Annotated in this window: 26 protein-coding genes; 11 read left to right on the top strand and 15 right to left on the bottom strand. The window is 34.3% G+C overall.

Annotated features, from left to right (window positions below; genetic code table 11):
- Positions 1-7: 7 nt before the first annotated feature.
- The 8 genes from FLP_RS03200 (at position 8) to FLP_RS03165 (ending at position 11,781) form a co-directional block, all read left to right on the top strand.
- Positions 8-1,516 (top strand): RagB/SusD family nutrient uptake outer membrane protein, encoded by a 1,509-nt coding sequence (locus tag FLP_RS03200; protein WP_065448089.1) that lies wholly within the window; start codon positions 8-10, stop codon positions 1,514-1,516.
- 28 nt (positions 1,517-1,544) lie between these two features.
- On the top strand, positions 1,545-2,420 hold the full coding sequence (locus FLP_RS03195; RefSeq protein ID WP_123921644.1) for a hypothetical protein: 876 nt from the start codon (positions 1,545-1,547) through the stop codon (positions 2,418-2,420).
- Positions 2,421-2,569: 149 nt separating this feature from the next.
- Positions 2,570-4,024 (top strand): glycoside hydrolase family 30 protein, encoded by a 1,455-nt coding sequence (locus FLP_RS03190; RefSeq protein WP_065448087.1) that lies wholly within the window; start codon positions 2,570-2,572, stop codon positions 4,022-4,024.
- Between the two features lie 88 nt (positions 4,025-4,112).
- Positions 4,113-5,579 (top strand): glycoside hydrolase family 30 protein, encoded by a 1,467-nt coding sequence (locus FLP_RS03185; protein WP_065448086.1) that lies wholly within the window; start codon positions 4,113-4,115, stop codon positions 5,577-5,579.
- Positions 5,580-5,603: 24 nt separating this feature from the next.
- A complete protein-coding gene (locus tag FLP_RS03180) occupies positions 5,604-7,076 on the top strand; it encodes a glycoside hydrolase family 30 protein (RefSeq protein WP_065448085.1) in 1,473 nt (490 codons plus the stop codon).
- Positions 7,077-7,278: 202 nt separating this feature from the next.
- Positions 7,279-8,118, top strand: coding sequence for an endonuclease/exonuclease/phosphatase family protein (locus FLP_RS03175; RefSeq protein ID WP_065448084.1), 840 nt, complete (start codon positions 7,279-7,281; stop codon positions 8,116-8,118).
- Position 8,119: 1 nt separating this feature from the next.
- Entirely contained in the window at positions 8,120-9,541 is a 1,422-nt protein-coding gene (locus FLP_RS03170; protein ID WP_065448083.1) for a glycoside hydrolase family 30 protein, read from the top strand.
- Positions 9,542-9,555: 14 nt separating this feature from the next.
- Positions 9,556-11,781 (top strand): glycoside hydrolase family 3 N-terminal domain-containing protein, encoded by a 2,226-nt coding sequence (locus FLP_RS03165; RefSeq protein ID WP_065448082.1) that lies wholly within the window; start codon positions 9,556-9,558, stop codon positions 11,779-11,781.
- Positions 11,782-11,834: 53 nt separating this feature from the next.
- Here the strand turns inward: FLP_RS03165 and FLP_RS03160 are convergent, their stop codons facing one another.
- Positions 11,835-13,856, bottom strand: a complete 2,022-nt coding sequence (locus FLP_RS03160; protein WP_065448081.1) for a DUF3857 domain-containing protein — start codon at positions 13,854-13,856, stop codon at positions 11,835-11,837.
- 363 nt (positions 13,857-14,219) lie between these two features.
- Entirely contained in the window at positions 14,220-14,534 is a 315-nt protein-coding gene (locus FLP_RS03155; RefSeq protein WP_243397521.1) for a hypothetical protein, read from the bottom strand.
- Positions 14,535-14,826: 292 nt separating this feature from the next.
- On the opposite strand from FLP_RS03155, the gene FLP_RS03150 reads away from it, so the two are divergent.
- Positions 14,827-15,582 (top strand): NUDIX hydrolase, encoded by a 756-nt coding sequence (locus FLP_RS03150; RefSeq protein WP_065448079.1) that lies wholly within the window; start codon positions 14,827-14,829, stop codon positions 15,580-15,582.
- An 87-nt stretch (positions 15,583-15,669) separates the two neighbouring features.
- On the opposite strand, the gene FLP_RS03145 is transcribed toward FLP_RS03150, so the two are convergent.
- The 10 genes from FLP_RS03145 to ahcY all read right to left on the bottom strand — a co-directional run bounded on the left by FLP_RS03145 (position 15,670) and on the right by ahcY (position 22,765).
- Positions 15,670-16,281, bottom strand: coding sequence for an alpha-ketoglutarate-dependent dioxygenase AlkB family protein (locus tag FLP_RS03145; RefSeq protein ID WP_065448078.1), 612 nt, complete (start codon positions 16,279-16,281; stop codon positions 15,670-15,672).
- Positions 16,268-16,513: an Ada metal-binding domain-containing protein gene (locus FLP_RS03140; protein ID WP_065448135.1), complete on the bottom strand. Its 246-nt coding sequence runs from the start codon at positions 16,511-16,513 to the stop codon at positions 16,268-16,270. The genes FLP_RS03145 and FLP_RS03140 overlap by 14 nt, the downstream gene beginning before the upstream one ends.
- 125 nt (positions 16,514-16,638) lie before the next feature.
- Positions 16,639-17,352 carry a 2OG-Fe(II) oxygenase gene (locus tag FLP_RS03135; RefSeq protein ID WP_065448077.1) on the bottom strand — a complete coding sequence of 238 codons (714 nt, stop codon included), beginning with the start codon at positions 17,350-17,352 and terminating at the stop codon, positions 16,639-16,641.
- A 111-nt stretch (positions 17,353-17,463) separates the two neighbouring features.
- Positions 17,464-18,315: a methylated-DNA--[protein]-cysteine S-methyltransferase gene (locus tag FLP_RS03130; protein ID WP_065448076.1), complete on the bottom strand. Its 852-nt coding sequence runs from the start codon at positions 18,313-18,315 to the stop codon at positions 17,464-17,466.
- Positions 18,316-18,672: 357 nt separating this feature from the next.
- Positions 18,673-19,137 (bottom strand): GNAT family N-acetyltransferase, encoded by a 465-nt coding sequence (locus FLP_RS03120; protein ID WP_065448074.1) that lies wholly within the window; start codon positions 19,135-19,137, stop codon positions 18,673-18,675.
- Positions 19,138-19,248: 111 nt separating this feature from the next.
- A complete protein-coding gene (locus tag FLP_RS03115; protein ID WP_065448073.1) occupies positions 19,249-19,581 on the bottom strand; it encodes a DMT family transporter in 333 nt (110 codons plus the stop codon).
- A gap of 67 nt (positions 19,582-19,648) precedes the next feature.
- The gene (locus FLP_RS03110; RefSeq protein ID WP_065448072.1) at positions 19,649-20,284 is read right to left on the bottom strand and encodes a hypothetical protein; all 636 of its coding nucleotides are present in this window, start codon (positions 20,282-20,284) and stop codon (positions 19,649-19,651) included.
- A 6-nt stretch (positions 20,285-20,290) separates the two neighbouring features.
- Positions 20,291-20,575 (bottom strand): hypothetical protein, encoded by a 285-nt coding sequence (locus tag FLP_RS03105; RefSeq protein WP_065448071.1) that lies wholly within the window; start codon positions 20,573-20,575, stop codon positions 20,291-20,293.
- A gap of 4 nt (positions 20,576-20,579) precedes the next feature.
- Entirely contained in the window at positions 20,580-21,155 is a 576-nt protein-coding gene (locus FLP_RS03100) for a hypothetical protein (RefSeq protein ID WP_065448070.1), read from the bottom strand.
- A gap of 293 nt (positions 21,156-21,448) precedes the next feature.
- Positions 21,449-22,765 carry an adenosylhomocysteinase gene (ahcY, locus tag FLP_RS03095; protein WP_065448069.1) on the bottom strand — a complete coding sequence of 439 codons (1,317 nt, stop codon included), beginning with the start codon at positions 22,763-22,765 and terminating at the stop codon, positions 21,449-21,451.
- Between the two features lie 321 nt (positions 22,766-23,086).
- Between ahcY and FLP_RS03090 the strand changes: the two genes are divergently transcribed.
- Positions 23,087-23,737, top strand: coding sequence for a 4'-phosphopantetheinyl transferase family protein (locus FLP_RS03090; RefSeq protein ID WP_065448068.1), 651 nt, complete (start codon positions 23,087-23,089; stop codon positions 23,735-23,737).
- A gap of 274 nt (positions 23,738-24,011) precedes the next feature.
- Here FLP_RS03090 and FLP_RS03085 read toward each other — a convergent pair whose 3' ends face one another.
- From FLP_RS03085 to FLP_RS03075, 3 genes are all read right to left on the bottom strand, one after another.
- A complete protein-coding gene (locus FLP_RS03085) occupies positions 24,012-24,419 on the bottom strand; it encodes a group III truncated hemoglobin (protein WP_065448067.1) in 408 nt (135 codons plus the stop codon).
- Entirely contained in the window at positions 24,416-24,703 is a 288-nt protein-coding gene (locus FLP_RS03080) for a hypothetical protein (RefSeq protein ID WP_065448066.1), read from the bottom strand. Before FLP_RS03080 ends, FLP_RS03085 begins: the two co-directional genes overlap by 4 nt.
- 80 nt (positions 24,704-24,783) lie before the next feature.
- Positions 24,784-25,380, bottom strand: a complete 597-nt coding sequence (locus tag FLP_RS03075) for a Crp/Fnr family transcriptional regulator (protein ID WP_065448065.1) — start codon at positions 25,378-25,380, stop codon at positions 24,784-24,786.
- Between the two features lie 82 nt (positions 25,381-25,462).
- Here FLP_RS03075 and FLP_RS03070 point away from each other — a divergent pair, with 82 nt between their 5' ends.
- Positions 25,463-26,191 (top strand): phosphoglycerol geranylgeranyltransferase, encoded by a 729-nt coding sequence (locus FLP_RS03070; protein WP_065448064.1) that lies wholly within the window; start codon positions 25,463-25,465, stop codon positions 26,189-26,191.
- The last annotated feature ends 19 nt before the right edge of the window (positions 26,192-26,210 follow it).

Here is a 26,210-nt window from a genome sequence, read left to right as displayed (position 1 = left end):
AAAAATCATGAAAACTATAAAATTAAAATACATATTTGTTGCGATAGCAATGGTTATTTTAGGATCTTGTTCTGAAGATTTTGTAACCATTGACCCAAAAGGAAAATTTGATACAAATACCTATTTCGCAAATGAGGGACAATGTTATTCAGCTTTACTTGGAATTTACGATCCATTGAGAAAAAACACTGGTGGTTTCGAAAATTTAGTAGCGATGCTAAATGCAGGATCAGACGATTTTTATGCTGGTGGAGGAAGTTCTACTGATGGAAATGGAATTCAAAATTTCTCTACACACTCACTTTCTTCAATAAGTATTCCTGGTAGTTACTGGAATGATCATTATCAAGGTGTTTCAAGAGCAAATCTATTATTGGCTAAAATTCCTGGAACAAAGATGGATAATGGCTTACGTGCCAGATTTATTTCAGAAGCAAAAACCTTACGTGCATTTTACTACTTTAATCTGGTAAGATTGTTTAAGAATATTCCTTTGATTTTAGAACCTTTAACAACTCAGACTATTTATTCCCCTGAGCAAGTAAAACCAGAGGTAATCTATGCACAAATAGAAAAAGATTTACTAGAAGCAATTCCTTCTTTGCCAAATAAAGTTGATCCAGCGACTGAAGCAGGAAGATTTAATAAAGGAGCTGCACAAGCATTATTAGGAAAAGTATATTTGTTTGAAGGTAAAAATGCCGAAGCTGCCGCTGTTTTAGCAGAAGTAAACGGTACACCGGGAGCAACAAATCAATATGGAAATAAATTACTGCCTGCTTTTAGTGATTTATGGGTGACTTCAAATAAATTCAATGCAGAGTCAATAATAGAAGTATCGCATTCAAGTGCCGGTAACTCTGACTGGACATTTTGGGGAAGTGGTAAAGATGAAGGAAACTCACTAAACCAAATGGTAGGACCAAGAGGGTATTCAAGAACAGCAAATTCTACTGCTCCGGATCTTCCTTCAGGATGGGCTTTTAGTATTCCGACTCAAAAGTTATATGATGCAATGAAAAATGATCCAAGATTTGAAGCTACAATCTTAGATTTAAAAGCTTTAAAAGCAGCAGGTAAGGCAGATTATATTCCTGCTTATCAGGACACAGGTTATTTCTTGAATAAATATCTTCCAAGACAATCAGATGTTCGTACCGGAGGAGGTAATGCAGAGTTGAATTACAAGCAAAACTCTTATGTTATCAGACTTGCTGATACTTATTTAATGGAGGCAGAAGCTTTAGGATCAGGAACAAGAGCACAAGCTTTACTTGATGCCGTTAGAGCCAGAGTAGGTTTAGGTTCTGTACCTGTAACATTAGCAGCTATCAAAAGCGAGAGAAGAGTGGAGTTAGCTGGCGAGGGACATAGATTCTTTGATTTAGTAAGATGGGGAGATGCGGCAGCAGCATTATCTGACAGAGGTTTCATTGCAGGTAAAGATGAAATTTTCCCAATACCTTACACAGAGCTAAATGGTACTAAATTGGAACAAAATCCTTTTTATAACTAATAGACTAATTAATCAAAAACTAAAAAAGATGAATCTAAATATAAATTTAAAAAGAAGTCTATGCCTAATAATGTTCGTCGTATTAGGTACGCTAAATAGTTGTGATGAAGAAGTTAATGGTAACGATTTAATTGGATCGAATATGGATCCTGAATTTACCATAACACCTGTTGCAGGAAAAGTTAACACTTACCTTTTAACGTCAAAAACACCTGGAATTGTTTCATCCCGATGGGATATTGGATATGGCCCTTATTTAGGAAAAATGAATGAAGAGATTTCATTTCCTGATGCGGGAACGTATAAAGTGACACATATAGCTGTGGGTGCAGGAGCTGCAACAACACAAATTTCACATGATATAGTAGTAGCGACTTCTGATCCAGCCAGAGCAAATTTAGTAAAAGGCGGGTACTTTCTTAATGCAGCAGATTATGCGCAATGGACATCATTAAAATTAAGCCCTACTGGTGCTGCATTTTGGTTGTTTGCACCAGGAAGCGCAACAATTCATTCTCCGGGAGGAAATGCCCAGGAAGGAATTTATCAGGCTATTGATGTAGTAAAAGACAAAGAGTATACAATTGATATGTTGGTAAGTTCTGCTAGCGGATCTGATGAATCATGGTTTGAAGTATATGCAGGTAAAACTCTACCAGCAGATGGAGTAGAGTATAAGGATAACAAAGTAATGGGTCTGAGTACTTGGGATGGTTGTGCTAAAAGTGCATTTTTAGGAAGATTATCTACTGTCGGTTGTGTTAAAAATGATGTGACTAAAGCAGTATCTAATGTTGTGAAATTTGACATTACAGGTAAAATCTATCTTGTAATAAGAAGTGGAGGAAAAACCTTTACTAAAGACGGAATAACGATGGGAAGAGTAGAGTTCCGCGGAAAATAAGTTTAAGTTAAGTTTAAGTTTGGTTGTAAATAGCCCATAATCATTATGAGTATGGGCTATTTTTTAAATCAGCAAGCTGGCGGAAACTTTTTTAGTGGAGAAGAGTTCACCAAAGAGTTTCAATTTAGAATTTAAAAAATTAGAAAAGAATGAAGAAAAATAGTTTAAAAGCGCTATGTCTTTTGTTTTCGTTAGCGGCTTTTGCCCAACAACCCAAAACAAAAAAAGAGTTTACAACCAATGGAAAAAAGATAACGGTTTATACCACAGCTGAAAATTCAAATTTAAGATTAACCTCTACAGATCATCTAACATTTACAGCTGCTAAGCAACCTCTGGAAATAGAGAGCTCTGTTTTTGTAGAGCCTGCAAAGAAGTTTCAGACTTTTATAGGAATTGGAGGAGCTATTACAGATGCGAGTGCCGAAATATTTGCTAAACTTTCAAAAGAAAAACAAACAGAATTTTTAAATGCCTACTATGATAAACAAAAAGGAATAGGCTATTCATTGCTAAGAACCACGATACAAAGTTCTGATTTTAGCAGTGAAAGCTATTCTTATATCAAAGAAGGAGATAAAGATTTAAAAACGTTTACAATTGATCACGACAAACAATTTCGTATTCCGTTAATTAAGCAGGCTATCCAGACTGCAGGCGGTAAATTAATGACATATGTGGCACCTTGGTCTCCAAATGCTTTTATGAAAAGCAACGCAAATGTCCTGAAAGGCGGAACATTATTACCGGAATATTACCAAACCTGGGCAAACTTTTATGCCAAATTTATAAAAGCCTATGAGAAAGAAGGAATTCCAATTTGGGGTACTTCTACTCAAAATGAACCAATGGCCGTTCAAACTTGGGAATCTTGTATTTATACCGCAGAAGATGAAAGAGATTTTATTAAAAACTTCTTAGGCCCAACATTGAAAAAAGAAAAATTAGGTAATGTAAAAATCATCGCCTGGGATCACAATCGTGATTTAATGAATTACAGAGCCAATGTAATTTACTCCGATCCGGAAGCTTCAAAATATGTTTGGGGAATGGGATTTCATTGGTATGAAACCTGGTCAGGAGGTTCGTCAATGTTTGAAAATGTTGCCAAAGTTAACGAAGCATATCCCGATAAAGGTCTGATGTTTACAGAAGGTTGTGTAGAAAAATTTGATGCTGCAAAATATCAATTTTGGGGTAACGGAGAAAGATATGGCATCTCTATGATTAATGATTTTAATAACGGAACTGCCGGATGGACAGACTGGAACATTCTTTTAGACCAAAACGGAGGCCCAAATCATGTTGGTAATTTTTGCTTTGCGCCAATTCATTCTGATACAAGAACAGGAGAGCTAATTTACACTCCGTCATATTATTATATAGGGCATTTTTCAAAATTCATTCGCCTTAATGCAAAAAGAGTAAGTTCAGCAGTTAGCAGAAGCGCTTTATTGAGTACATCATTTTTGAATACTGATGGCACAATGGCTACAATTGTCATGAACCAAACAGATAAAGCAATGGACTATAAGTTGATTATAGGTGCTGAACAAACAGTTGTTAAGATTCCTGCACATGCAATACAAACGCTTGTGTATTAATGTTTTGTTAGTAGAAAGAGGGTTAATTTGAATCATCCAAATTAGCCCTCAATTTTTAATTTAAATTAAATCGTTTTTTGAAAGTACTATGAAAATCATCAATAGAATTTTAATAGCTCCAATAGCAGTTCTACAATTAATTTGTTCTTCATCAAACGTTGTTGGACAAAATGCTCATACATCCAAAAAAAATAAAAAAATAGAGGTTTACACTACTGCCGAAAACACAAATTTGAGATTATCATTATCGAATAATTTAATTTCAAAACCAACTTCACAACAAACAAATTCAACAGTTTCTATACAATTAGATCCTGATAAAACAGACCAGACTTTTCTGGGAATTGGTGGTGCGATAACAGATGCAAGTGCGGAGGTTTTTGCCAAACTATCAAGAAAAAAACAACAAGAATTTCTTAGCGCTTACTACGATAAGAATAAAGGAATAGGATATTCCCTTGCCAGAACAAACATTCACAGTTGCGATTTTAGCAGCGACAGTTATACTTATGTCCAGGAAGGTGACAAAGAACTCAAAACCTTTAATATCGATCACGACAGAAAATACAGAATTCCACTCATTAAAAAAGCAATTGAAACAGCCGGCGGGAAATTAACTTTATTTGTTAGCCCATGGAGTCCCCCAGCTTTCATGAAAGACAATAATGATATTTTGCACGGCGGCGTTTTATTGCCTGAGTTTGCCCAATCATGGGCAAATTATTATGCTAAGTTTATAAAAGCTTATGAAAAAGAAGGAATTCCGGTTTGGGGATTAACGATCCAGAACGAACCAATGGCAAAACAACGTTGGGAATCATGCATCTATACTCCTGAAGCAGAAAGAGATTTCCTGAAAAATTTTCTGGGACCCACTTTAGAAAAAGAAGGGCTTGGTGCTAAAAAAGTGATCATTTGGGATCATAATCGAGGTGATATGCTAACTACAAGAGCCAATTTGGTTTTCTCTGATCCTGAGGTTTCAAAATACGCCTGGGGAATTGGATTTCACTGGTACGAAACCTGGAACGGCGGTACTCCAAAATTTGAATCGGTAGGCGAAGTTCACAAAGCATTTCCGGATAAAAATTTAATTTTTACAGAAGGTTGTATAGAAAAATTTGATGCAAATAAATTTCAATTCTGGGGAAATGCAGAACGATATGGACTTAATATGATCAACGATTTCAATAACGGAACCGTGGCCTGGACAGACTGGAACATTCTTTTAGACCAGAACGGCGGACCTAATCATGTTGGAAATTTTTGTTTTGCACCCATTCATGCCGATACCACAAAAGATGAGTTAATCTACACACCAATGTATTATTATATTGGACATCTTTCAAAATTTATCCGCCCTGGAGCAAAAAGAATCATTCAAACAATAAATGATAAAAATTTAATAAGCACTTCTTTTAAAAACGCTGATGGCAAAGTAATTACAGTTGTCATGAACCAATCAGATAAGGAGATTGTTTATACCCTAATCAACCACGATTTGCAAAATACTATAACTATCCCGGCCCATGCTATGCAAACTATTGTATTCTAATGGCTGACCTAAAAACTATAAAAAATGAAATTAAATTTTAAAAACAGCATAAAAATATTGTTCCTCGCGATTGCAGTATTTGCTCAGGTAAAATGCTCTTCATCAAATGATGCTGTCGATCCGGTAGTAAATCCACCAGTGGTAAACCCTCCGGTGGTGGTAACAAACGATGTCGATTTTTGGCTTACAAAAGGAGATTTAAGCGCATTACTCACCAAACAAACCGGGACTTTAGGATTTAGCACTACTACTAATTCATACGCAAATATTGAAGTAAATGCTGCTCAGAAATATCAAACCGTAGATGGTTTTGGATATACTTTAACTGGCGGAAGTGCTGATGTAATTTATAAGTTAACAGCAGCCAAAAGAACTGCACTTTTACAGGAATTGTTTGGTTCCGGTGAGAGTTCTATCGGCATAAGCTACATCAGAATCAGTATTGGAGCTTCTGATTTGAATGCATCTCCGTTTACTTATGATGATCTTCCTGCAGGAAATACCGATCTTGATTTAGCAAATTTTAGTTTAGAAAAAGATAAAACAGGAGTAATTGCACTTTTAAAAGAAATTCTGGCCATCAATCCTAAGATTTTAATTCTAGCGACTCCCTGGTCAGCTCCGCTTTGGATGAAAGATAAAGACAGTTTTATTGGAGGAAGATTGCAAACTCAATATTATGATGTTTACGCCAAATATTTTGTAAAGTACATTCAGCAAATGAAAGCTGAAGGAATTGTTATTGATGCCGTAACGCCTCAAAATGAGCCTCTTCACGGCGGAAATAATCCAAGTATGGAAATGTCGGCATTAGAGCAAACCAATTTCATTAAAAACAACTTAGGCCCGGCATTTAAAGCAGCCAATATTACCACAAAAATTATTGCTTACGACCACAATTGTGACAATCCAAATTATCCAAAAGCAATTTTAGCAGATCCGGCAGCAAATCCTTTTGTTGATGGTTCAGCTTTTCATTTATATGCCGGAGATATAGTTGCACTTTCCAGTGTTTATAATTCTTATCCGGATAAGAATATTTATTTCACAGAACAATGGACTTCATCTACAGGTGAATTTGGCGGAGATTTAAAATGGCATCTTAAAAATGTAATTATAGGTTCAATGCGCAACTGGAGCAGGAATGCATTAGAGTGGAATTTAGCCAATAACGGATCTTTCGAACCTCACACAACAGGCGGATGCAGCACTTGTAAAGGAGCAATAACAGTAACTTCAAGTGAAGCTTTTCAGCGCAATGTAGCCTATTATATAATAGCGCATGCCTCTAAGTTTGTTCCGGCCGGATCAGTACGAATTGCAAGTAATATAAGCGGGAACTTACAAAATGTAGCTTTCATCACGCCATCAGGTTCTAAGGTTTTAATTGTTGAAAATGACGGACAAGGAAATGAAATATTTAATATTAAATTCAATGATAAATGGGTAACTACTTCTTTGCAAGGAGGATCTGTGGGCACTTATACCTGGAAATAATTTTAAAATGCTGAACGTTCATCTGGAAACAGAAAACGGGAATTAATTGTGTAAGAATTTTAAACTAAAAATATTTTAAGCCAACAACGATGATATATTTAATATTAACTATTCTAACGTACATAATTAACATAACTTTTAAATAAGATTTTTTCTTTAAGGCTAGAGAAACATTAGCTTTACCGACTAAATTTTTTTAAAGATGAAAAAGATAAACAAAATTATTTTAGTAGTATTCCTACTTTTTGTAAGCGGATCATTTTATGGTCAAAATTTAAAGATCATGACCTACAACATCCGTTTAGATGTTGCTTCTGACGGAGAAAATGCATGGCCAAATCGAAAAGATTATTTTACTTCTCAAATACAATTTTACAGTCCGGATGTTTTTGGAGTTCAGGAAGCAACTCCCGGTCAGGTTGATTATATAGCATCGGCTTTGCCAAATTATAACAAATTTGGAGTAGGAAGAGAAGAAGGAGGAACAGGCGAGGCATGTACGATTTATTATAAAAAAGATCGCTTTAAAGTAGAGCAATCCAATACATTCTGGTTATCAGAAACTCCAAATGTAGTTTCACGTGGTTGGGATGCAGCTTGTAACAGAGTTTGCACTTATGGACTTTTTAAAGATTTAAAAACTAAAAAAACGTTTTGGGTTTTTAATCTTCATCTGGACCACATGGGCGAAGAAGCAAGAATAAAAGGAGTACAGCTTGCTTTGAAAAAAATAAGCGAATTGAATACAAAGAAATATCCGGCTTTTTTAATGGGAGATTTCAACTCAGAACCGGATACAAAACAAATAGCAGAAATTAAAAAAGTAATGGATGATACAAAAGATGTTTCAAAAGAAAAACCTTTTGGACCATCTGGAACGTTTAACGATTTCAAACACAACGAACCGGTAACATTATTACTCGATTATATTTTTGTTTCAAAAAACAGTGGATTAAAAATTCAAAAACACGCAGTTTTAAGTGATTCTAAAGATTTAAAATATCCATCGGATCATTTACCTGTTTTAATAGAAATAGATTAAAATGAAAAACATCAACAAAAAACTTCAAATTTTACTTTTACTGCCTCTTATTGCAGTTCAGATAAAATGCGGAACTTCAAAAAATGCAGCCACTTCTAATAAAGCAGAATCGTGGATCACTACAACCGATGAGTCTTTAAAACTTCAAAAGCAAAATGATTTGGTTTTTAATACAGAAACGAATTCAAACCAGACTATTGAAGTAAATCCTTCACAAAAATTTCAAACCATCGAAGGTTTTGGATTTTCTTTGACAGGAGGAAGTGCTCAGGCTATTTTAAAACTGGAGAAAGCAAAAAAAGAAGCCTTGCTTCAGGAATTGTTTTCCAGAAAAGAAGATGCAATTGGGTTGAGTTATCTTCGTATTAGTATAGGAGCTTCTGATTTGAATGAAAAAGTTTTTTCGTATGATGATTTACCGGAAGGCGAAACAGATTTAAAACTGGAAAAATTTAATCTTGGACCTGATTTAAATGATGTTGTACCTTTATTAAAAGAAATTTTAGCCATCAATCCACAAATAAAAATTATGGGTTCTCCGTGGTCACCTCCGGTTTGGATGAAAGACAACGGAAGCTCAAAAGGCGGAAGTTTACAACCAAAATACTATCAGGTTTATGCCGAGTATTTTGTAAAATACATTCAGGCAATGAAATCGCACGGAATTGTTATTGATGCGATTACACCTCAAAACGAACCATTACACCCGGGAAATAACCCTAGTTTATTAATGCTTGCAGAACAACAGGCAGATTTTATTGGGAATCATTTAGGTCCAGCTTTCGCGAAAGCTAAAATCAAAACCAAAATCGTGATTTACGATCACAATTGTAATAAACCGGAATATCCTTTGACGATTTTAAAAGATGCAAAAGCGAATCCTTTTGTAGCAGGTTCTGCGTTTCACTTATACGAAGGAGATATCAGCGCATTATCTACAGTTCATGATGCATATCCAAACAAAGATTTGTATTTTACCGAACAATATACAGGATCAAAAAGCAGTTTCGAATCGGATTTGAAATGGAGTGTAAAAAATGTTGTAATTGGTTCTATGCGTAACTGGAGCGTAAATGCACTTTCGTGGGGATTAGCAAATGACGAGTATTACAAACCTTTTACCCCAGGCGGATGTTCGACTTGTAAAGGAGCATTAATGATCGATCAGGCTCAGAATATAAAAAGAGAAGTGGGGTATTATATTATTGGTCACGCATCAAAATTTGTTCCTGAAGGATCAGTAAGAATAGCAAGTAATATTAGCGGAAATTTATACAATGTCGCTTTTAAAACTCCGTCAGGACAAACAGTTTTAATTGTAGAAAACGACGGAGCTACAACTGAAACTTTTAATATAAAATACAATCAAAAACAAATTTCAACTACCTTAAACGCAGGTGCTGTGGCTACTTACGTTTGGTAATCAAAATTAAATTCATGAAGAAATTAACCACATTTACCTTGTTGATGGTATCGTTTTTTGCGACGGCACAACAAGAAACAATAGACCAGAAAGTAAATGCTCTATTGAAAAAAATGACCATCGAAGAAAAAATTGGTCAGCTTAATCAGTATACGGGAGATAATTCTGCAACGGGACCAATTACCATAAACCCAAACAAACAGGCCGAAATAAAAGCAGGTATTATAGGCTCGATGCTAAATGTTGTGGGTACAAAATACACCAGACAATATCAGGAGCTGGCAATGCAATCACGTCTTAAAATTCCGTTGCTGTTTGGTCAGGACGTTATTCACGGTTACAAAACTACTTTCCCGCTTCCGTTGGCCGAGGCTGCAAGTTGGGATTTACAAGCAATTGAATTAGCTGCAAGAATTGCGGCTACAGAAGCTGCAGCAAGCGGAATTCACTGGACATTTGCACCAATGGTCGATATTGGCCGTGATCCTCGTTGGGGACGTGTCATGGAAGGTGCGGGAGAAGATACTTATCTGGGATCTAAAATTGCTTATGCAAGAGTAAAAGGTTTTCAGGGAAATAAACTGGGAGATTTAAACTCGGTTATGGCTTGCGTAAAACACTTTGCAGCTTACGGAGCAGCCGTTGGCGGAAGAGATTATAACTCAGTAGACATGAGTGAAAGAATGCTTTGGGAAACGTATTTACCTCCTTTTAAAGCAGCGCTTGATGCAGGTGCAGCCACTTTTATGAATTCATTCAATGACTTAAACGGAATTCCTGCTACAGGAAATGTGCATTTGCAACGCGATATCTTAAAAGAAAAATGGAACTTTCAGGGTTTTGTAGTTTCAGACTGGGGTTCGATTGGCGAAATGGTAGCACACGGTTATTCAAAAGATCTTAAAGCAGCAGCACTTTCTGCGATTACAGCCGGAAGTGATATGGATATGGAAAGTAATGCTTACAGATATCATCTTGCCGAATTGGTTAAAGAAGGAAAAGTACCTGTTGAATTAATTGACGATGCGGTAAAACGTATTTTACGCAAGAAATTCGAATTAGGATTATTTGAAGATCCGTATCGATATTCAGATCAAAAAAGAGCAGATAAAGCTTTGAGCAATCCTGAACACAGAAAAGCAGCTCTTGATGTAGCGCAAAAAAGTATCGTTTTATTAAAGAATGAAAACGAAACTTTACCACTTTCTAAAAACCTGAAAACAATTGCTTTTATCGGGCCAATGGTTAAAGAATATAAAGAAAACATGGGATTCTGGTCTGTAGAATTACCGGAGGTTGACTACAATAAATGGATCGTTTCGCAATGGGATGGTTTACAAAATAAAGTAGGTAAAAATACCAAGTTGCTTTACGCAAAAGGCTGTGAAGTAGACGGAGACAACAAAGATGGTTTTGCTGAAGCCGTTGCGACTGCCAAACAAGCCGATGTCGTTATTTTGAGTATAGGAGAAAGACGCGATATGAGCGGTGAAGCAAAAAGCCGAAGCAATCTTCATTTGCCAGGTGTTCAGGAAGATTTAGTAAAAGCGATTCAGGCTACAGGAAAACCGGTTGTAGTGTTGGTAAACGCGGGAAGACCGTTAATTTTTAACTGGACTGCAGATAACGTTCCGGCAATTGTATACACATGGTGGTTAGGTACAGAAGCAGGAAATGCAATCGCCAATGTTTTATTTGGAGATTATAATCCGTCTGGGAAATTGCCAATGACTTTCCCGAGAGAAATTGGGCAAATTCCTATTTACTACAATCACTACAGTACAGGAAGACCGGCGAAAGACGAAGATTCAAAAAATTATGTTTCAGCTTATATTGATCTTAAAAACTCTCCTAAATTTCCTTTTGGTTACGGGTTGAGTTATACCAAATTCAATTATTCAGGTTTGAAATTATCTTCGGCTAAAATGAAGAATAACGAAACCATTAAAGTTTCTTTTCAATTATCGAATGTTGGAAAAGTGGCCGGAGAAGAAGTAGTACAATTGTATCTAAAAGATAAATTTGGCTCAGTGGTGAGACCAATTTTAGAATTAAGAGATTTCCAAAAAGTAAAATTAAATGCAGGAGAATCTAAAACAATCGAATTTACAATCGATAAAGAGAAACTTTCTTTCTACAACGATAAATTAGAATTTATTGCAGAAGCAGGAGATTTCGAAGTAATGATTGGAGCTTCATCAGCAGATATCAAATTAAAATCTGATTTTGAATTGCTTTAAAATTCATCTAATAAATAAAAAAGGGCTTCAAACGAAGCCCTTTTTTGTTCTAATTACTTTACCAATTTTTTGAAATTAAATTTCATCAAATTCATAAAGCCTTGTTCTATAATATCAATTCCAAGTCCAAAATTACTGTCTGCAACTTCGTGATGCGCATTTCTGAATTCTTCAAAATCTGCTGGCGGAATTTCTAAATTAACCAATGGTGTAAAATCAATATTTATCGTAGCACCATTTTTTGTTACTTTTTTACGGCTGGTATAATCAAAATAAGGATTTTTTATCGTGCTTTCCTGTACCGTAAATTTCTCTTCTACATCTATTCTTTGATCCGTGTAAAGATTGATTTCATATTTCTCGTTATCAAAATTATGCCAGAAAGCAATATCAGTATGCAAAAAATCACGAGCATTATTTTTAATCACATTTCGGTCAAAATACATTAAAAAGCGATTTTTTTGTGCATCTGTAAAATACGGATCTTCAACATTTGCCTTGTACTGAATAGTATATTCATTCAGCTTTTTATCATCACTCAATGTTTCAATTGTAGCGTCTTTAAATATATTTCGAACATCAGTTCCGTTTCGGTCATTGTTATAATTCAGCGTATAAAAAAAGAAATTATTCCAGCTGTCAATGATTTCTCTTTTGTTGGTGTTTTTAAAATACTTACGCATATAATTGGCACGGTTTCCTTTGTAAGTTGTGGTTAACGAAAGCTGTCCGGTATTATTTTGAACATTAAATTCGGCTTTTTCATTAATACCATAATAAGGAAATTTATGCGATTTTTTTATTTGTAAATCCTGATTTGGTTTTACCTCAAGATAATGCATGAAGTAAATAAATCCACGATTTTCAATCAATCCAAATTCATCACGACTCGTCGCATCAATAAAATACGTTTCATCTTTATAGTCGATTTTTACAATGACATGATTAAAAGTCAATAAAGAAGGTAAATAATATTTAAGGTAATGATCTGTATTAAAATTAACCAAAACCACAGACGAATCGACCTTGATGTAATCTAAAATTACTTTTAGTAAAACGCATTTTGCCTTACAATCTCCTTGTTTGTTTTGGTACGTGACAGAAGGCTCCTGCGGTTTGTGACCGTTCATTTCATCAGCATTAAAAACATAATACACATGATTTTGCACATAATCTATCGCAAACTGTAATTGTTCATCTTTGTTGCTAATAGCATCCAGTTTTTCGATCAGATTAGGAGCAAATTCCTGTAGAGATGATTTAGCATAAACCTCTTCGTATAAAGGAGAAATATAATTAGACAAGTCGATCCAGTTGCTATCAGTTGCAAAGTCTATAAAAGGAGCAATTTCACGATTAGTATCTACAAAATTGATGTAGTTTTCTTTTTCGATAGTAAAGCGTTCGCCTTTTTCTAAGTAATGGATTTCCGGAGCCAATACATTTCCGTCTTCATCTCTAAAGAATGTTTTTTTGTAAGCAATTCTATTCTTGCGATTATTGATAAAAGAAAAATTATAACTTCCGTAAGCCCAATAAGTACTTGGACTAACCCAAACAAACTTAGAAAATTCTTTACGTAAAAAGTCGCGTTCAGTAAAGACCTTTACTCTTGAATCTTCCATGATCAAAACATCATAAAGGCGTAAATCTTTTATGGTAATATTAATTTTTTTATTGCTGCTTAAAACACCGCCATCACTTTGGTTTTCGCTGTCAAGTACCTTAATTTTAGTATCAGGAATTTTATCAACCAAAACACCTTCTCTTAAAACGGTAATTCTATGTATAATGTAAGTTTCGTTTTCTTCGACCACGACATCCATTACCGAAGCATTTTCAAGATTAGCAGGTTCGTTAAGCGTATAAGCTACACAGGCGTATTCGCTATTTTCCTCATCACTGGTATAATAAATTTTATCTAAAAAATAACAATAATCACGTCCCTCATCTATTTGTTTACTTGCAAAATCTGATTCTTTAATGTATTCAATAAGTTGACTGTCATTAATATTACTAGCCCATTCTGCAGGCTTTTCAATTTTGTAATTTTCTGATTGAATAAGATTTTCCATCGATGTTTTTTTAATATTCCTAATAATTAATATAAGTATAATCTTATTTTTTTTATGATTCGCAAAAATAAGTGATTTGAAATACTTAATGATTGTTAAAATTAATTAATTTAATTTTTCTTAATAAAATTGCGTCATTTTATTGACATTAACAATTGAAATTGAAAAAAAAAATATTTTTTTTATCCCTGCTAAATTTTAATTTGAAATAAAAAAAGAGTTGGTGATTTGTATAATGTTTTAATTCAGAGAACTTTGCGTAAAAGAAAAAACCTCGCTTTTTTAGCAAGGTTCATAAAATATAATTGATCATTTTTAAACAGATCGTGTACTAAAAGAGTTCTACTGATTGAGATTGAGCAATTATTTCAAAACAGTATTTATAAAATCCATAGCACCAATTCCTTTATAAGAGGCAAAGAGTGCTTTGTCAAAAGCTTCTCGTTTTGCTTTTTTATTTTTTGCATCAGTTTCAACAATCATTTGATTGAAGATTTTTTCCTGCTCTTCACTGTACTTTATAGAAGCTTCTAAAAGATCATTTTTTGATACTAATCCAAAAGAAGAATAGATCTTCTTCATCAATTTTTTATTGAGTTTTTCTAAATCAGGAATGCTCATATTCAAATCATTAATGGGTCTATTATTAAATAGATTATTATTGTCGTTTTGCTTCAAAAAGTACAATATTGAAAACTGGTAATCAGTAAATTATAATTTTTTTAAAGTATTTATTAATTCAAAAAACAACAAAACACTTCTTTAATGTGTTATTATGACGCAATGTACTTATTTTTTTAATTTGTTGTTTGTTTTTAATTAAAAAATTGTGATTTTAACACTTCTTATTAAGTCCTGCTTTTTTATAGATTTATTAAAGTTGAATTGGATAAAAATGTTTTGGTTTTATAAAAATGATTTAAATTGCAGAGCCAATCCAAAAACAAAAGTTGTAATTAATAAAATTTAAATGTTAAAAGACATTATAGAAAACAATCAAAATTATCAACCCGGACTTTCGATAGATTGTGTGATTTTTGGTTTTCATGACAATCAGCTCAAGGTTTTATTGATTAAGATTCCGCACAGTAATAAATGGTCATTACCCGGCGGTTTTATTCCAATTGATCAGGATATTGATACTGCTGCTGTCACTGTTTTAAATGAAAGAACAGGAGTAGAAGGCATCTTTTTGAGACAATTTGCCACTTTTGGAAAAATAAAACGCAACGATCAGCATTTTAGCAAAGAAGTTTTAGAATATTTAAAAATTGAAGAAGCAAAAGGAAAATGGCTTACGCAACGTTTTGTTACCATTGGCTATTATGCGCTGGTCGACTTTTTAAAAACGATTCCAAAATCTGTCAATAAAGAAGAAATCATAGGATGGATTGATCATAAAGAAGTTCCGGAGCTTATTTTAGATCACGCAGCAATTCTGGATAAAGCATTAAATACACTTAGAATTGAATTGAACCTCATGCCCGTAGGATATAATTTATTGCCCGAAAAATTTACTATGCCGGAACTTCAAAAATTGTATGAAACCATTTTGGATAAAAAACTGGACAGAAGGAACTTTCTGCGTAAAATTAATAACATTGGCATCCTGAATAAACTAGACGAAAAGAAAAGTAACGTAGCGCATAAAGCCCCCAATCTTTATACTTTTGATAAAGACAAGTACGAAGAAGTCCTTAAAAACGGATTGAATCAGGGTTGGTAGTACAAAATTAGAGTTTTTACCATTTAGAAATTTTCATTAAGTCTTAAAGCTTAATTTTCCTTAATCCCTGAATGGTTCAATAAATTTTTATTGTGAAACAATAGTTCTAAAAGTCAAATTTACTCTGGGTTTTGATGTTGTTTTAGTGGGCGGCAATCGATGCAGCCAATGCGTTTGGGTTTCGTCTTTCATGACTAATAAACTGCCATGTTCCAGAATTAACGAAACCGTTTCTTTGGTTTCCTTATGTTTGAAAGCAAATTTTCTTTCAGCACCAAAACTTACAGAACCAATCGCACCATTCTTTTTTAAATCCTTTTCGGCATCGCTGTGCCAGGCCATTCCTTCATCTCCGGAATGATATAAATTAAGTAAACAGGAATTGAAAGTTTCACCGGTTTCTTGTTCAATAACAGCTTTTAATTCCAGTAATTCCTTAGTCCACGGAAGTGCTTTTTTCGTAGTATTAGAATACGTATATTCAAAACCCGAATCGCCGTACCAGGCTACTTTTCGTTTGGTCAAAATTAATTTCCCAAAGATAATCGCTTCATCATTTTTCCATTCTATAGTATTCAAAAGAAGATCCAGATAGCGATTAGAATCTTCTCTCGAAAATAATTTTCCGTAATAATTTACAGTTCCACCTTTAGGAAGCAGATTAGTCGTTTCGTCAGATTCGGGATTAAATAAGTCCATTTTTCCAGTTTTGATATTCGGTTTTCATGCAATGTCCACAAGGTCTGAAACCATTTTCTCTGGCTTCATTTTCAGATAAAAAGAAAACCCGGTTTTCACGTTTCATTCTTTTTCCCGAAGAACATTTTAAAGTGCCGTAGATTTTTAGTTTTTGGTTTCCACCAAAGCAAATTTCTGCATTTTTAATTTTATTTCGGATATCCCGATCGGAAATTTTATTGTGTTGAAGCATAAGTTTTATGTATTTGTTTTTCGCCACGAATTCACGAATGTTTTATAAATTTGAAAAATCTGTACGTTTATAAATTAGTTTAATTCGTGAATTCGTGGCGAAAAAAAATAATTTATGGCAGAAATTTACGAGAGTGCATCATGAAAAATGATTCCCAACGTATGTCGTTCACCCGAATGAATTTCGCTAACGCCATGTTTCATATTCACACGATAATATCCTTTTGTGCCTTTTACAGGTCTGAAATTCGTTGTAAAAACCAATATGTCTCCTTTTTTAGGTTTCAGAACAATGGCTTTCGATTGTGCTCTTGGAGTTTGCTGTGTCAATACAAATTCTCCTCCAGTAAAATCTTCATCAGGTTCGTTAAGGAAAAGTACTATTTGAATAGGAAAATAAACATCGCCATATAAATCCTGATGCAGAGTATTAAAACCACTTTTACCATATTTTAAAATTAAAACAGTTGCTTTAAGTTGATTATTGGCGTGACATTGTTGCAATAATTCTTCGTGAGTTTGAGGAAAGACAGTACTGATATTTAATGCTTTCATCCATGCATTTGCAATGGGTGCAAGTTTAGGATAAATGTTCGCTCGAATCGTTTGGATCAAATTTGGCAATGGATAATTGAAATATTTGTATTCGCCAAGACCAAAACGATAACGTTCCATTACAACTGTTTTTCGGTATAAATTTGGATTGTCATAATCGAATTTTAAATCTTCACATTGTTCATTGGTAAGTACATTTGGAATAATGGCAAATCCATTTTCGTGCATAGATTCGGTTATGCTTTCCCAATTAAGAGAAGCAATTTTAGATGGTATATTTTGCATAAATTTTAGATTGAAATTTATATGAGGAATTATTTACACAAAGCATATCTGTAGAGATGCACTGCAGTGCATCTACGCAAAGATTGTCGACATATATTGTAAATAGAAATCTTAGATTATTAGATTTGCCTGCGCGCCTTCCCAACCAATAATAGCCGTTTTACGGGTGTTTCCCCACATATAACCGCCAAAGGTTCCTGAGGATTGAATCACACGGTGACAGGGAATTAAAAAAGCAACAGGATTGCTGCCAATTGCAGTTCCAACAGCGCGGGAAGCATTTGGTTTTTCTATTTGTTGCGCAATAGAACCATAAGTAGAAAGCTGTCCCATCGGGATTTTAAGTAAAGTTTCCCAAACTTTCAATTGAAAATCAGTTCCTTTTAAATGCAGTTTAATTTCAGATAATTTACTCCAATCATTCTGAAAAATGAACAAAGCATTCTGTTGCGATAAATCGAGTTTTCGGGAAAATCCTGCATTTGGGAATTTATGTTTTAAATTCTCGAATCCGGTTTGTTCATCTTCGGCGAAAGCCATAAAACAAACGCCTTTATTGGTCGACGCAACAATAATATTCCCAAACGGACTTTCGGCAAAACTGAAATTAATTTCAAGGTTTTTACCACCGGTTTTGTATTCTGCCGGTGTCATTCCTTCGATGTTTACAAACAAATCATGCAAACGGCTGGTTCCTGATAATCCGGTATCAAAAGCGGCATCGGACAAAGTAACTTTATTGTTTTCTTTTAGGATTTTCTTGGCGTGCTCAACACTAATATATTGCAAAAACTTCTTCGGACTTGTTCCTGCCCAATCGGTAAACAAACGCTGAAAGTGAAACGGACTCAAATGCACTTTTTCGGCAACCTCATCTAAGTTGGGCTGATCCTTAAAGTTTGTTTTGATATAATCGATCGCATCGGCTATTCGATTATAATTGATGTTTTCCTGTGTGTTCATTTTCGTTCGATTTTATAAAGCAAAGATCGATTGGTTTTTGCGGATATAAAATCCGAAACTTGCTGTCTTTTTTTTAACCGCAAAGGTCGCGAAGGTCGCGATGTTTTTTTTGCTGGCAAAGTCGCGAAGCCGCAAAGTTTTTTCGCAGTATTGTCATCTTTGTTTTTTTTAACCGCAAAGGTCGCAAAGGTTTACGCAAAGAACGCGATGTTTTTTTTGCTCGCAAAGTCGCGAAGCCGCAAAGTTTTTTCGCACTATTGTCATCCTGAGCGAAGTCGAAGGACCGCAAAGTCGCTCGACAAAGATTGACTTAAACTTTTAAATTAAAACTTCGCGACTTCGCAAGAGGTTATAAAGCTACTTCAAACTTTTCTCCATTTTGTAATTGATCAATTCAACACCTAAACGGATATTTTTTTGTTTGGTTTTTACAACAAAGCCCTTTTTCTCAAAGAATGGTTTTGCCGTTATGCTCACATCGGCTGTTATTATTTCTGAGTTTTCCTTTTTAGCTTCATTTTCTAATTGATTGAATATTTTATCGGCAATCCCTTGTCGTTGAAAATCTTTGTGAACGCAAAAGAAATCAATATAATTTCCGTCTTTTAGGGTTCCGTAGCCTACAATTTTATTCTCGGCAATAGCCAATAAAACAAATTGCGCATGAATAACTTTTGCCCATCGTTCTACATTATTAAGTCCGGAAATCCAGGCGTCGATCTCTAAAGGACTGTAATCGTTTTTACAACTCCATTTAATAGTGTCGATATACATTTCCTGCATTTCTGTCAAATCTGAAATTGTGGCTTTTCTGAAATCCATTATTTTATATTTGAAGTGAAGAATCGAATAATCAATCAAAAACAAACTTGTGTAATATGATAGTGTTATTTGATACAATCAAATATAAGTCATCATAAAGATAATAGTTGCTTAATGCGCCGTAGTTTTAGAAAAAACATTAATAACAACAACACCAATCATAATCAACGCCAATCCTATTATTGCAGGCAAATCAGGAATTTGTTTGAAGAAAACGGCTCCAATAATAGTAATCAAAACAATTCCAACTCCAGACCAAATGGCATAAGCAATCCCAACCGGAATGGTTCTAATAGCAAAACTCAAAAAGTAGAAAGCAGCAAAATAACCTACAATGGTAATAATACTTGGAATAATTTGTGTAAACTGCTCCGACTTTTTTAAGGCAGAAGTGGCAATAATTTCGAATATAATAGCGATGCCTAAAAAGAAGAAGTTTTTCATGGTTAACGTTTTTACAAAGTTAATCTTATTGGAATGAAATTAATTTAAATAAAGTACAGAATCAAGATTATTTAAAGTCATATTCGTAATTTATCTCTTTTAAATCGTCTTCTAATAATTTCCAATCTTCAATTTCGTCAACAATAGATAAAACCATCTCTTTGGTTAATACCTTACCTTGATAAATTTCGGTTACTGTTTTTAATGGTATTCCGGTTTCTTTATAAGAATCTTCAAAATATTCGCTGGCCCAGTCAATGTAAGTTTGAGGATTTTCGTCAAAAATAGCCAGCAATTCAGCTGAGTTATCATTGTAATCTTCAATCAATCCCACCTGCCAATTTCCGGTTTCATTTGTCCATAGGCAAAATGTAGTTCCAAGAGAGGCCACTGGTTCTCCAAATATAAATTCAGTATAAATTTCAGGTAAATTTTTAGTCAGATCACTTTTTTTATTATGCTGAAATTCGTGTGCAAAACCATTTATTATACAATGATTTTCAAGAAAAAGAATGTTCATTAAATCACCGGATCCATTTCTCATTTCGAAAAATTCTTCACCTTCTCCCCATTGAGAGTTGTAGGAGTAATAACGATATTCCCATTCCTGGCAAATAATAGCATCTAAAACCGAAATTGCTTTACAGATATTTTGTAGTGAATTTTTATTGGGTAATAATTTAAAGTCTTTTGTAGTAATCATCGCTATTTATATTTGATCAGCTCCCAACTGAATTGCTTTTGCTTCTTCAAAACAATCAGCACATAATATTTTAAAATCGGCATTAGCTTCAAAAGCATCATTCCATTCTTCGCCGTTATCCAGCAGCCATTGTTCACATGCTCCGCACCATGCAATTTGAGGAAGATCTTCTTCGGCTTCAGAATAAAAGAAACCTACTTTTTCTTTTTGGTCTATTGCCATTGCAATATGGATGCAGGAAAAAGACATCTCTTTTGTGCCATGCGTTTCGCATACAACTTTTTCGATCATAGTGCTATTTTTTCTTGTCTTGCTTTTCTTTTTGTTTCTTGGCCTTTTCCTCTTCCTTTAATCGTTTTTCTTCTTCTTTGGCCTTTTTCTCTTCTTCGTGTTGTTTTTCTAATTCTGCTTTTTTGATTTTATCAGCTTGTATTTGGTTTTGTAAATCCTGAATTTTATTCGAACTTTTTTCGATATCGGTTTTCGATTCACTTATTTTTTCTTCAGACTTAGCGATTTGTTTTTTAGACTTTTCGATATCTTTTAAAATCTCGGAACTATTATTTTTTTGGGAGTTGATTTCGAGAGTTTTTAATTCATCGTTTTTTGTCTTTAAATCAGTTTCTCTTTGTAATGCTTTTTCCTGAAGTTTTTTAAGTTTTTTTTCTTCCTTGGCTAGTTTTGTTTCTTTTGTTTCGATGTTGTTCATCATGCTTGCCATAGCACGTTGTTGCTGTTGTTGCTGCAGAAACATTTGGTTTTGCTGTCTCACCATTGCGTTCGAAGCCTGCATTTGTCTTTGCAGACTAGATTGTGCATTGGTAAAAAAAGGCAATAATAATAGTAAGGTTAAAATTAGGCGAGTTCTCATAATTAGGTTTTAGATATTGGGGATTTGAAGTTCAAATGTAAAGTTTAAATTTAGAAACCGTGTAAAATATCTGATTAAATTAATGTTCTTGTTTTACGTGGCACGCCCTAATTTTAGATTTTAGATTTTAGATTTTAGATTTTTGGAATTTGGAATTTGGAATTTGGAATTTGGAATTTGGATTTTTGAAATTAAAATAGAAAACCCGATAAGTTTTTAAAACTTATCGGGTTTGAAATATGTATTGAAGAAATCTAATCCCGATAGCTATCGGGACAGAAATCTAAAATTATTTAGTATCTGTAGTACTCTGGTTTAAATGGACCTTCAACCGGAACACCAATATAAGCAGCCTGATCGTCACGTAAAGTTTCCAATTCAACTCCTAATTTAGCTAAGTGCAAAGCAGCAACTTTTTCATCTAAATGTTTTGGTAACATGTAAACGTCATTGTTGTAAGCAGCACTGTTTTTCCATAATTCGATTTGTGCCAAAGTTTGGTTAGTAAATGAGTTACTCATTACAAAACTTGGGTGACCTGTAGCACAACCAAGGTTTACTAAACGACCTTCAGCCAAGATGATGATATCTTTTCCAGCGATAGTATATTTGTCAACCTGAGGTTTGATTTCGATTTTAGATGCACCGTGGTTTTTGTTCAACCAAGCCATATCAATTTCGTTATCAAAGTGTCCAATGTTACAAACAACAGTTTTGTCTTTCATTTGTTCGAAGTGCTCTCCAAGAACGATATCTTTATTTCCTGTAGTTGTAATGATGATATCAGCAGTAGCAATTACAGTGTTTAATTTTTTAACTTCATAACCGTCCATTGCAGCTTGTAAAGCACAAATTGGGTCAATTTCAGTAACTGTTACAATAGATCCTGCACCTCTGAAAGAAGCAGCAGTTCCTTTTCCAACATCACCGTATCCACAAACGATAACTCTTTTTCCAGCTAACATTAAGTCAGTTGCACGACGTACAGCATCTACTGCAGATTCTTTACAACCGTATTTGTTATCAAACTTAGATTTGGTAACAGAATCGTTAATGTTGATTGCAGGCATTGGTAAAGTTCCGGCTTTTACTCTTTCGTAAAGTCTGTGAACTCCAGTTGTAGTTTCTTCAGACAATCCTTTGATTCCAGGAACCAATTCTGGGAAACGGTCAATAACCATGTTAGTTAAATCTCCACCGTCATCCAAGATCATGTTCAATGGTTTTCTGTCTTCACCAAAGAATAAAGTTTGCTCAATACACCAGTCAAATGATTGCTCATCAAGACCTTTCCATGCATAAACCTGAATTCCTGCAGCAGCAATAGCAGCAGCAGCCTGATCCTGAGTAGAGAAAATGTTACAAGAAGACCAAGTAACCTCTGCACCAAGAGCAATTAAAGTTTCAATTAAAACTGCAGTCTGAATAGTCATGTGCAAACATCCAGCGATACGAGCACCCGCAAGAGGTTGTTCGTCTTTATATTCAGCGCGAAGTGCCATTAACCCTGGCATTTCAGCTTCAGCCAATTCAATTTCTTTTCTTCCCCAAGCCGCTAGAGAGATGTCTTTTACTTTGAAAGCCACAAAAGGCGTAGTTGTAGTACTCATTTATAGTATATTTGTATATTGTAAAATTTTTGCAAATTTACGGAATAGGTTTTTAATTCTACCTACTTTCTATAAGATTTGTGAAATGTTTAATTTCTTAATCTTTTGAACTTTAGCTAAATAATTTACTTTTTACAAGAAGGTATTGAAATTGAGGAGCTATTTCCTGCTGTCCACTATATCTTTTCCTGGCTAAAGAAGCCAGAAAAAGGATGCCGCTCCCATCAGGGCTAGAAAGACGAGACGTTAAATAAGAAATTCAGTTTTTAAATCCGGAAAATAATTCATAACTTAAAACTAATAATTCATAATTAAAAAAGAATGCCTTTATTTGAAACCATACAATTCAACGAAACTACCAAAATTTTAATTTGGCACATAACAGAATCTTTTGAGGAGTTATTGAGTAAAGTAGTTTTAAAAGAAAAAACGCAGCAAAGACTCAACGGAATGAAGTCGCAAATGCACCAGCGTGCTTTTTTGAGCGTTCGTATGCTAATACAGGAAATGGGTTTTACAGATCATGAAATGCATTATGACGAATTTGGAAAGCCTTACTTTAATTGTCACAATCATATCTCAATTACACATTCGCACGATTTTGCAGCTATTATCATCAGCGACGAAACCGTAGGAATCGACATGGAACTGCAACGCGAAAAAATCCTTCGCATTGCCGATAAATTTGTAGATACCGAAACCAGTTACTTAAACACTCAAAATAAGGAAGATTATATTAAGGAACTTACCGTAATATGGGGCGCAAAAGAAGCCATCTTTAAAATCAGAAACGAAAAAGGAATCAGTTTTAAAGATCATATCAGGGTAAATGCTTTTTCATTAGATGAAAATCTAACAGAAGCCAGTCTGCATTTTAATGATCTCATTGTAGATTTTAATGTGCATTATAAAGAAATAAAATCCAGTACGTCTGGACAGGATTTTACTTTGGTGTATGCTTTTGAGAAATAATTTTGGAATGAAATTTCTATATGAAAATTCCAAATTCCAATAAGAAAAATTCCAAAACTCACGACAATTTTGTCATTTCGATTTCTATAATAAAATCAAAATTTAGAAAGAGTTCCGTAGGAACGAAATATATTGTAGGGATGGATTTTAATCCATCTTTCGAAATGTAGCCATAATCATATCCTTGCGAGGAACGAAGCAATCACACGAACAATTGATTTAGCAAATGTGATTGCTTCGTTCCTCGCAAGGACAAACAATACTTTTTTATGCATTACTGTATAGAAACTTCCGCCATCTTCTTACGATGCTCAAACATACTCATAAACAAAAAAGTTCCCATTTTTCGTGCGCGTCTTTTTAGTGTTTCTACATTTTCGCCTTCAAAATGTTCTTCTAAAGTCTGAAACCAATAGTTCAGCCAGATTCCGAATTCGTTTGAAGTGATTTTGCTTTCAAAATGAGCATCAACTTCATTGTGTACCGCATGCGGATTGCCTTTGTATTTTTTTACGGCAAACAAATTCGTTTCCCAAAAATCAGTTAGCTTTTCAAGGTGAGCATCCCAATCTTTAATCATCGTATTAAAATAAAAGCCGATTTCTTCATCGGCTCTTATTTTAGCATAAAACTGATGTACCAGAAATTCGACATCAGCTCTATTTTCTATCTGTTTTCTCATAGAATAAAATTGTTCAGTATGATAAGCAGAACACTTAAAATAGCACTTGTAATAATAAAGTTAAAAACTACTTTATGTTTCATTTGTGCAAGTATAGAAGTATTGGCTAATATACAAGCCAAAACAATAATAGCCAATTGTATCATTTGACCAATAGAGGTACCGTGAGAAAGAATATACATCGCTGCAGCTGCACCTAAACAGCTTTGACCAATTACAGCCATTGCTGCAGAACCCATATAATTTTTATTGAAATTTTCGAATGTTGTTTGATAAAGTGTCATAATGTTTGTTTTTAGAGTAACAAAGGTACAAGCACTTTAGAGCTGTGTTTTATGATTAAAATCATAAAACGAGAACTTTTTTATCGGTATACTTTTCTGTTTATAATCTTTAGCACGCCCTTTTTTTCAAGAGCTTTTATGGTTCTAATCACGGTTTCGACACGCAATCCGGTTAAATCGCCTATTTGCTGTCGGGTAAAATTAATGAGGTAACCGTTTTCCTCTTTTTTGAAATTGAAATAAGCGATTCCGTGATCCATTAATTTCAAAATGCGATGCTCTGGTTCCTGCGTAGACATCTCTGCCGCCATAACCGATTTATAATACAAACGTTGTGCTAAATTCTCGATAATTTTAATACTTACGTTGGCGTTTTCTTGCAGCAATTGCATGAAGCTGCTTTTTGTTAGCAAAAGAATTTCTGCATCTTCAACAGCAATCGCATTGGCAGGATAATTTTGGTTTAAAAATAAAGGCGGTTCTCCAAAAGACTGATTGGTATAAAAAATACCCTGAATAAATTCGCGGCCATCATCATTATAATTGCTCATTTTAACCTCGCCGGAAATGATCTGATAATAATGCGTTGGCAAATTACCATCTTCAAAAATAATTTCATTTTTATCGAAAGATTTTTTCAGAGCGCCATATTTTTCCAACAGAGCAATTGCTATCATAATTTTGTTTTAACTATAACACAAATATAATTCATTCAAAATAGTTCTTCTGCATTAAAAAACTTTTACTTTTACGCCCGTTATGAGACAAAAAATACCCAATATACGCCAACAAATTCTGGAAGCTAAAAGTAACGGACAAAAATTGCTGGCCATACTTTTAGATCCTGATAAAATTGTTTGGGAAAATTTAGATCATTTGCTGCTTAAAATTAATCAATCGCCTGCAACGCATATTTTTGTGGGAGGAAGCATTGTAGAATCTACAATTTTAGAAGATTTAATTGCAGCATTAAAACAAAAAACAAAGCTGCCCGTTGTTATATTTCCGGGTAATCCGTCGCAGATTTCACCTCAGGCCGATGCTATTTTGTTCCTTTCGTTATTGTCCGGCCGAAATCCGGATTACTTAATAGAATATCAGGTTCAGGCGGCACCAATTCTTAAAAAGACAAATCTTGAAGTAATTTCGACAGGATATATTTTGATCGAAAGCGGAAATGAAACTGCTGTAGCAAGAGTGAGTAAAACAAAACCATTAAACAGAGAAAATTTTAATTTGGTTTTGGCTACTGCACAGGCCGGAGAAATGCTGGGGAATCAATTGATTTATCTGGAGGCGGGAAGCGGAGCAAAGCAGCCCGTTCCGCTGGAAATGATACAGTTAATTGCTCAAAACATTAATATTCCTATTATTGTTGGAGGAGGAATTGTAGATTTGCACGGAATTCAAAATGCCTATAATGCCGGTGCAGACCTGGTAGTTATAGGAACTGCTTTTGAAAACGACAGTCATTTTTTTGAATCATAAGTTAAGAACAACCAAAACA

The organism is Flavobacterium piscis (assembly GCF_001686925.1).
Lineage (GTDB): Bacteria > Bacteroidota > Bacteroidia > Flavobacteriales > Flavobacteriaceae > Flavobacterium > Flavobacterium piscis.
This window is presented reverse-complemented; position numbering and strand designations above follow the sequence as displayed.

What these genes read in the sequence shown, in the direction of transcription:
- FLP_RS03075 (WP_065448065.1), bottom strand. Translation starts at nt 25,380, where the DNA reads ATGATAGCAATTGCTCTGTTGGAAAAATATGGCGCTCTGAAAAAATCT.
- FLP_RS03150 (WP_065448079.1), top strand. Translation starts at nt 14,827, where the DNA reads ATGTTAAAAGACATTATAGAAAACAATCAAAATTATCAACCCGGACTT.
- FLP_RS03160 (WP_065448081.1), bottom strand. Translation starts at nt 13,856, where the DNA reads ATGGAAAATCTTATTCAATCAGAAAATTACAAAATTGAAAAGCCTGCA.
- FLP_RS03145 (WP_065448078.1), bottom strand. Translation starts at nt 16,281, where the DNA reads ATGGACTTATTTAATCCCGAATCTGACGAAACGACTAATCTGCTTCCT.
- FLP_RS03110 (WP_065448072.1), bottom strand. Translation starts at nt 20,284, where the DNA reads ATGATTACTACAAAAGACTTTAAATTATTACCCAATAAAAATTCACTA.
- FLP_RS03080 (WP_065448066.1), bottom strand. Translation starts at nt 24,703, where the DNA reads ATGACACTTTATCAAACAACATTCGAAAATTTCAATAAAAATTATATG.
- FLP_RS03120 (WP_065448074.1), bottom strand. Translation starts at nt 19,137, where the DNA reads ATGGATTTCAGAAAAGCCACAATTTCAGATTTGACAGAAATGCAGGAA.
- FLP_RS03105 (WP_065448071.1), bottom strand. Translation starts at nt 20,575, where the DNA reads ATGATCGAAAAAGTTGTATGCGAAACGCATGGCACAAAAGAGATGTCT.
- FLP_RS03140 (WP_065448135.1), bottom strand. Translation starts at nt 16,513, where the DNA reads ATGCTTCAACACAATAAAATTTCCGATCGGGATATCCGAAATAAAATT.
- FLP_RS03085 (WP_065448067.1), bottom strand. Translation starts at nt 24,419, where the DNA reads ATGAGAAAACAGATAGAAAATAGAGCTGATGTCGAATTTCTGGTACAT.
- FLP_RS03070 (WP_065448064.1), top strand. Translation starts at nt 25,463, where the DNA reads ATGAGACAAAAAATACCCAATATACGCCAACAAATTCTGGAAGCTAAA.
- FLP_RS03195 (WP_123921644.1), top strand. Translation starts at nt 1,545, where the DNA reads ATGAATCTAAATATAAATTTAAAAAGAAGTCTATGCCTAATAATGTTC.
- FLP_RS03100 (WP_065448070.1), bottom strand. Translation starts at nt 21,155, where the DNA reads ATGAGAACTCGCCTAATTTTAACCTTACTATTATTATTGCCTTTTTTT.
- FLP_RS03165 (WP_065448082.1), top strand. Translation starts at nt 9,556, where the DNA reads ATGAAGAAATTAACCACATTTACCTTGTTGATGGTATCGTTTTTTGCG.
- FLP_RS03115 (WP_065448073.1), bottom strand. Translation starts at nt 19,581, where the DNA reads ATGAAAAACTTCTTCTTTTTAGGCATCGCTATTATATTCGAAATTATT.
- FLP_RS03185 (WP_065448086.1), top strand. Translation starts at nt 4,113, where the DNA reads ATGAAAATCATCAATAGAATTTTAATAGCTCCAATAGCAGTTCTACAA.
- FLP_RS03135 (WP_065448077.1), bottom strand. Translation starts at nt 17,352, where the DNA reads ATGCAAAATATACCATCTAAAATTGCTTCTCTTAATTGGGAAAGCATA.
- FLP_RS03180 (WP_065448085.1), top strand. Translation starts at nt 5,604, where the DNA reads ATGAAATTAAATTTTAAAAACAGCATAAAAATATTGTTCCTCGCGATT.
- FLP_RS03130 (WP_065448076.1), bottom strand. Translation starts at nt 18,315, where the DNA reads ATGAACACACAGGAAAACATCAATTATAATCGAATAGCCGATGCGATC.
- FLP_RS03090 (WP_065448068.1), top strand. Translation starts at nt 23,087, where the DNA reads ATGCCTTTATTTGAAACCATACAATTCAACGAAACTACCAAAATTTTA.
- FLP_RS03170 (WP_065448083.1), top strand. Translation starts at nt 8,120, where the DNA reads ATGAAAAACATCAACAAAAAACTTCAAATTTTACTTTTACTGCCTCTT.
- FLP_RS03175 (WP_065448084.1), top strand. Translation starts at nt 7,279, where the DNA reads ATGAAAAAGATAAACAAAATTATTTTAGTAGTATTCCTACTTTTTGTA.
- FLP_RS03200 (WP_065448089.1), top strand. Translation starts at nt 8, where the DNA reads ATGAAAACTATAAAATTAAAATACATATTTGTTGCGATAGCAATGGTT.
- FLP_RS03190 (WP_065448087.1), top strand. Translation starts at nt 2,570, where the DNA reads ATGAAGAAAAATAGTTTAAAAGCGCTATGTCTTTTGTTTTCGTTAGCG.
- ahcY (WP_065448069.1), bottom strand. Translation starts at nt 22,765, where the DNA reads ATGAGTACTACAACTACGCCTTTTGTGGCTTTCAAAGTAAAAGACATC.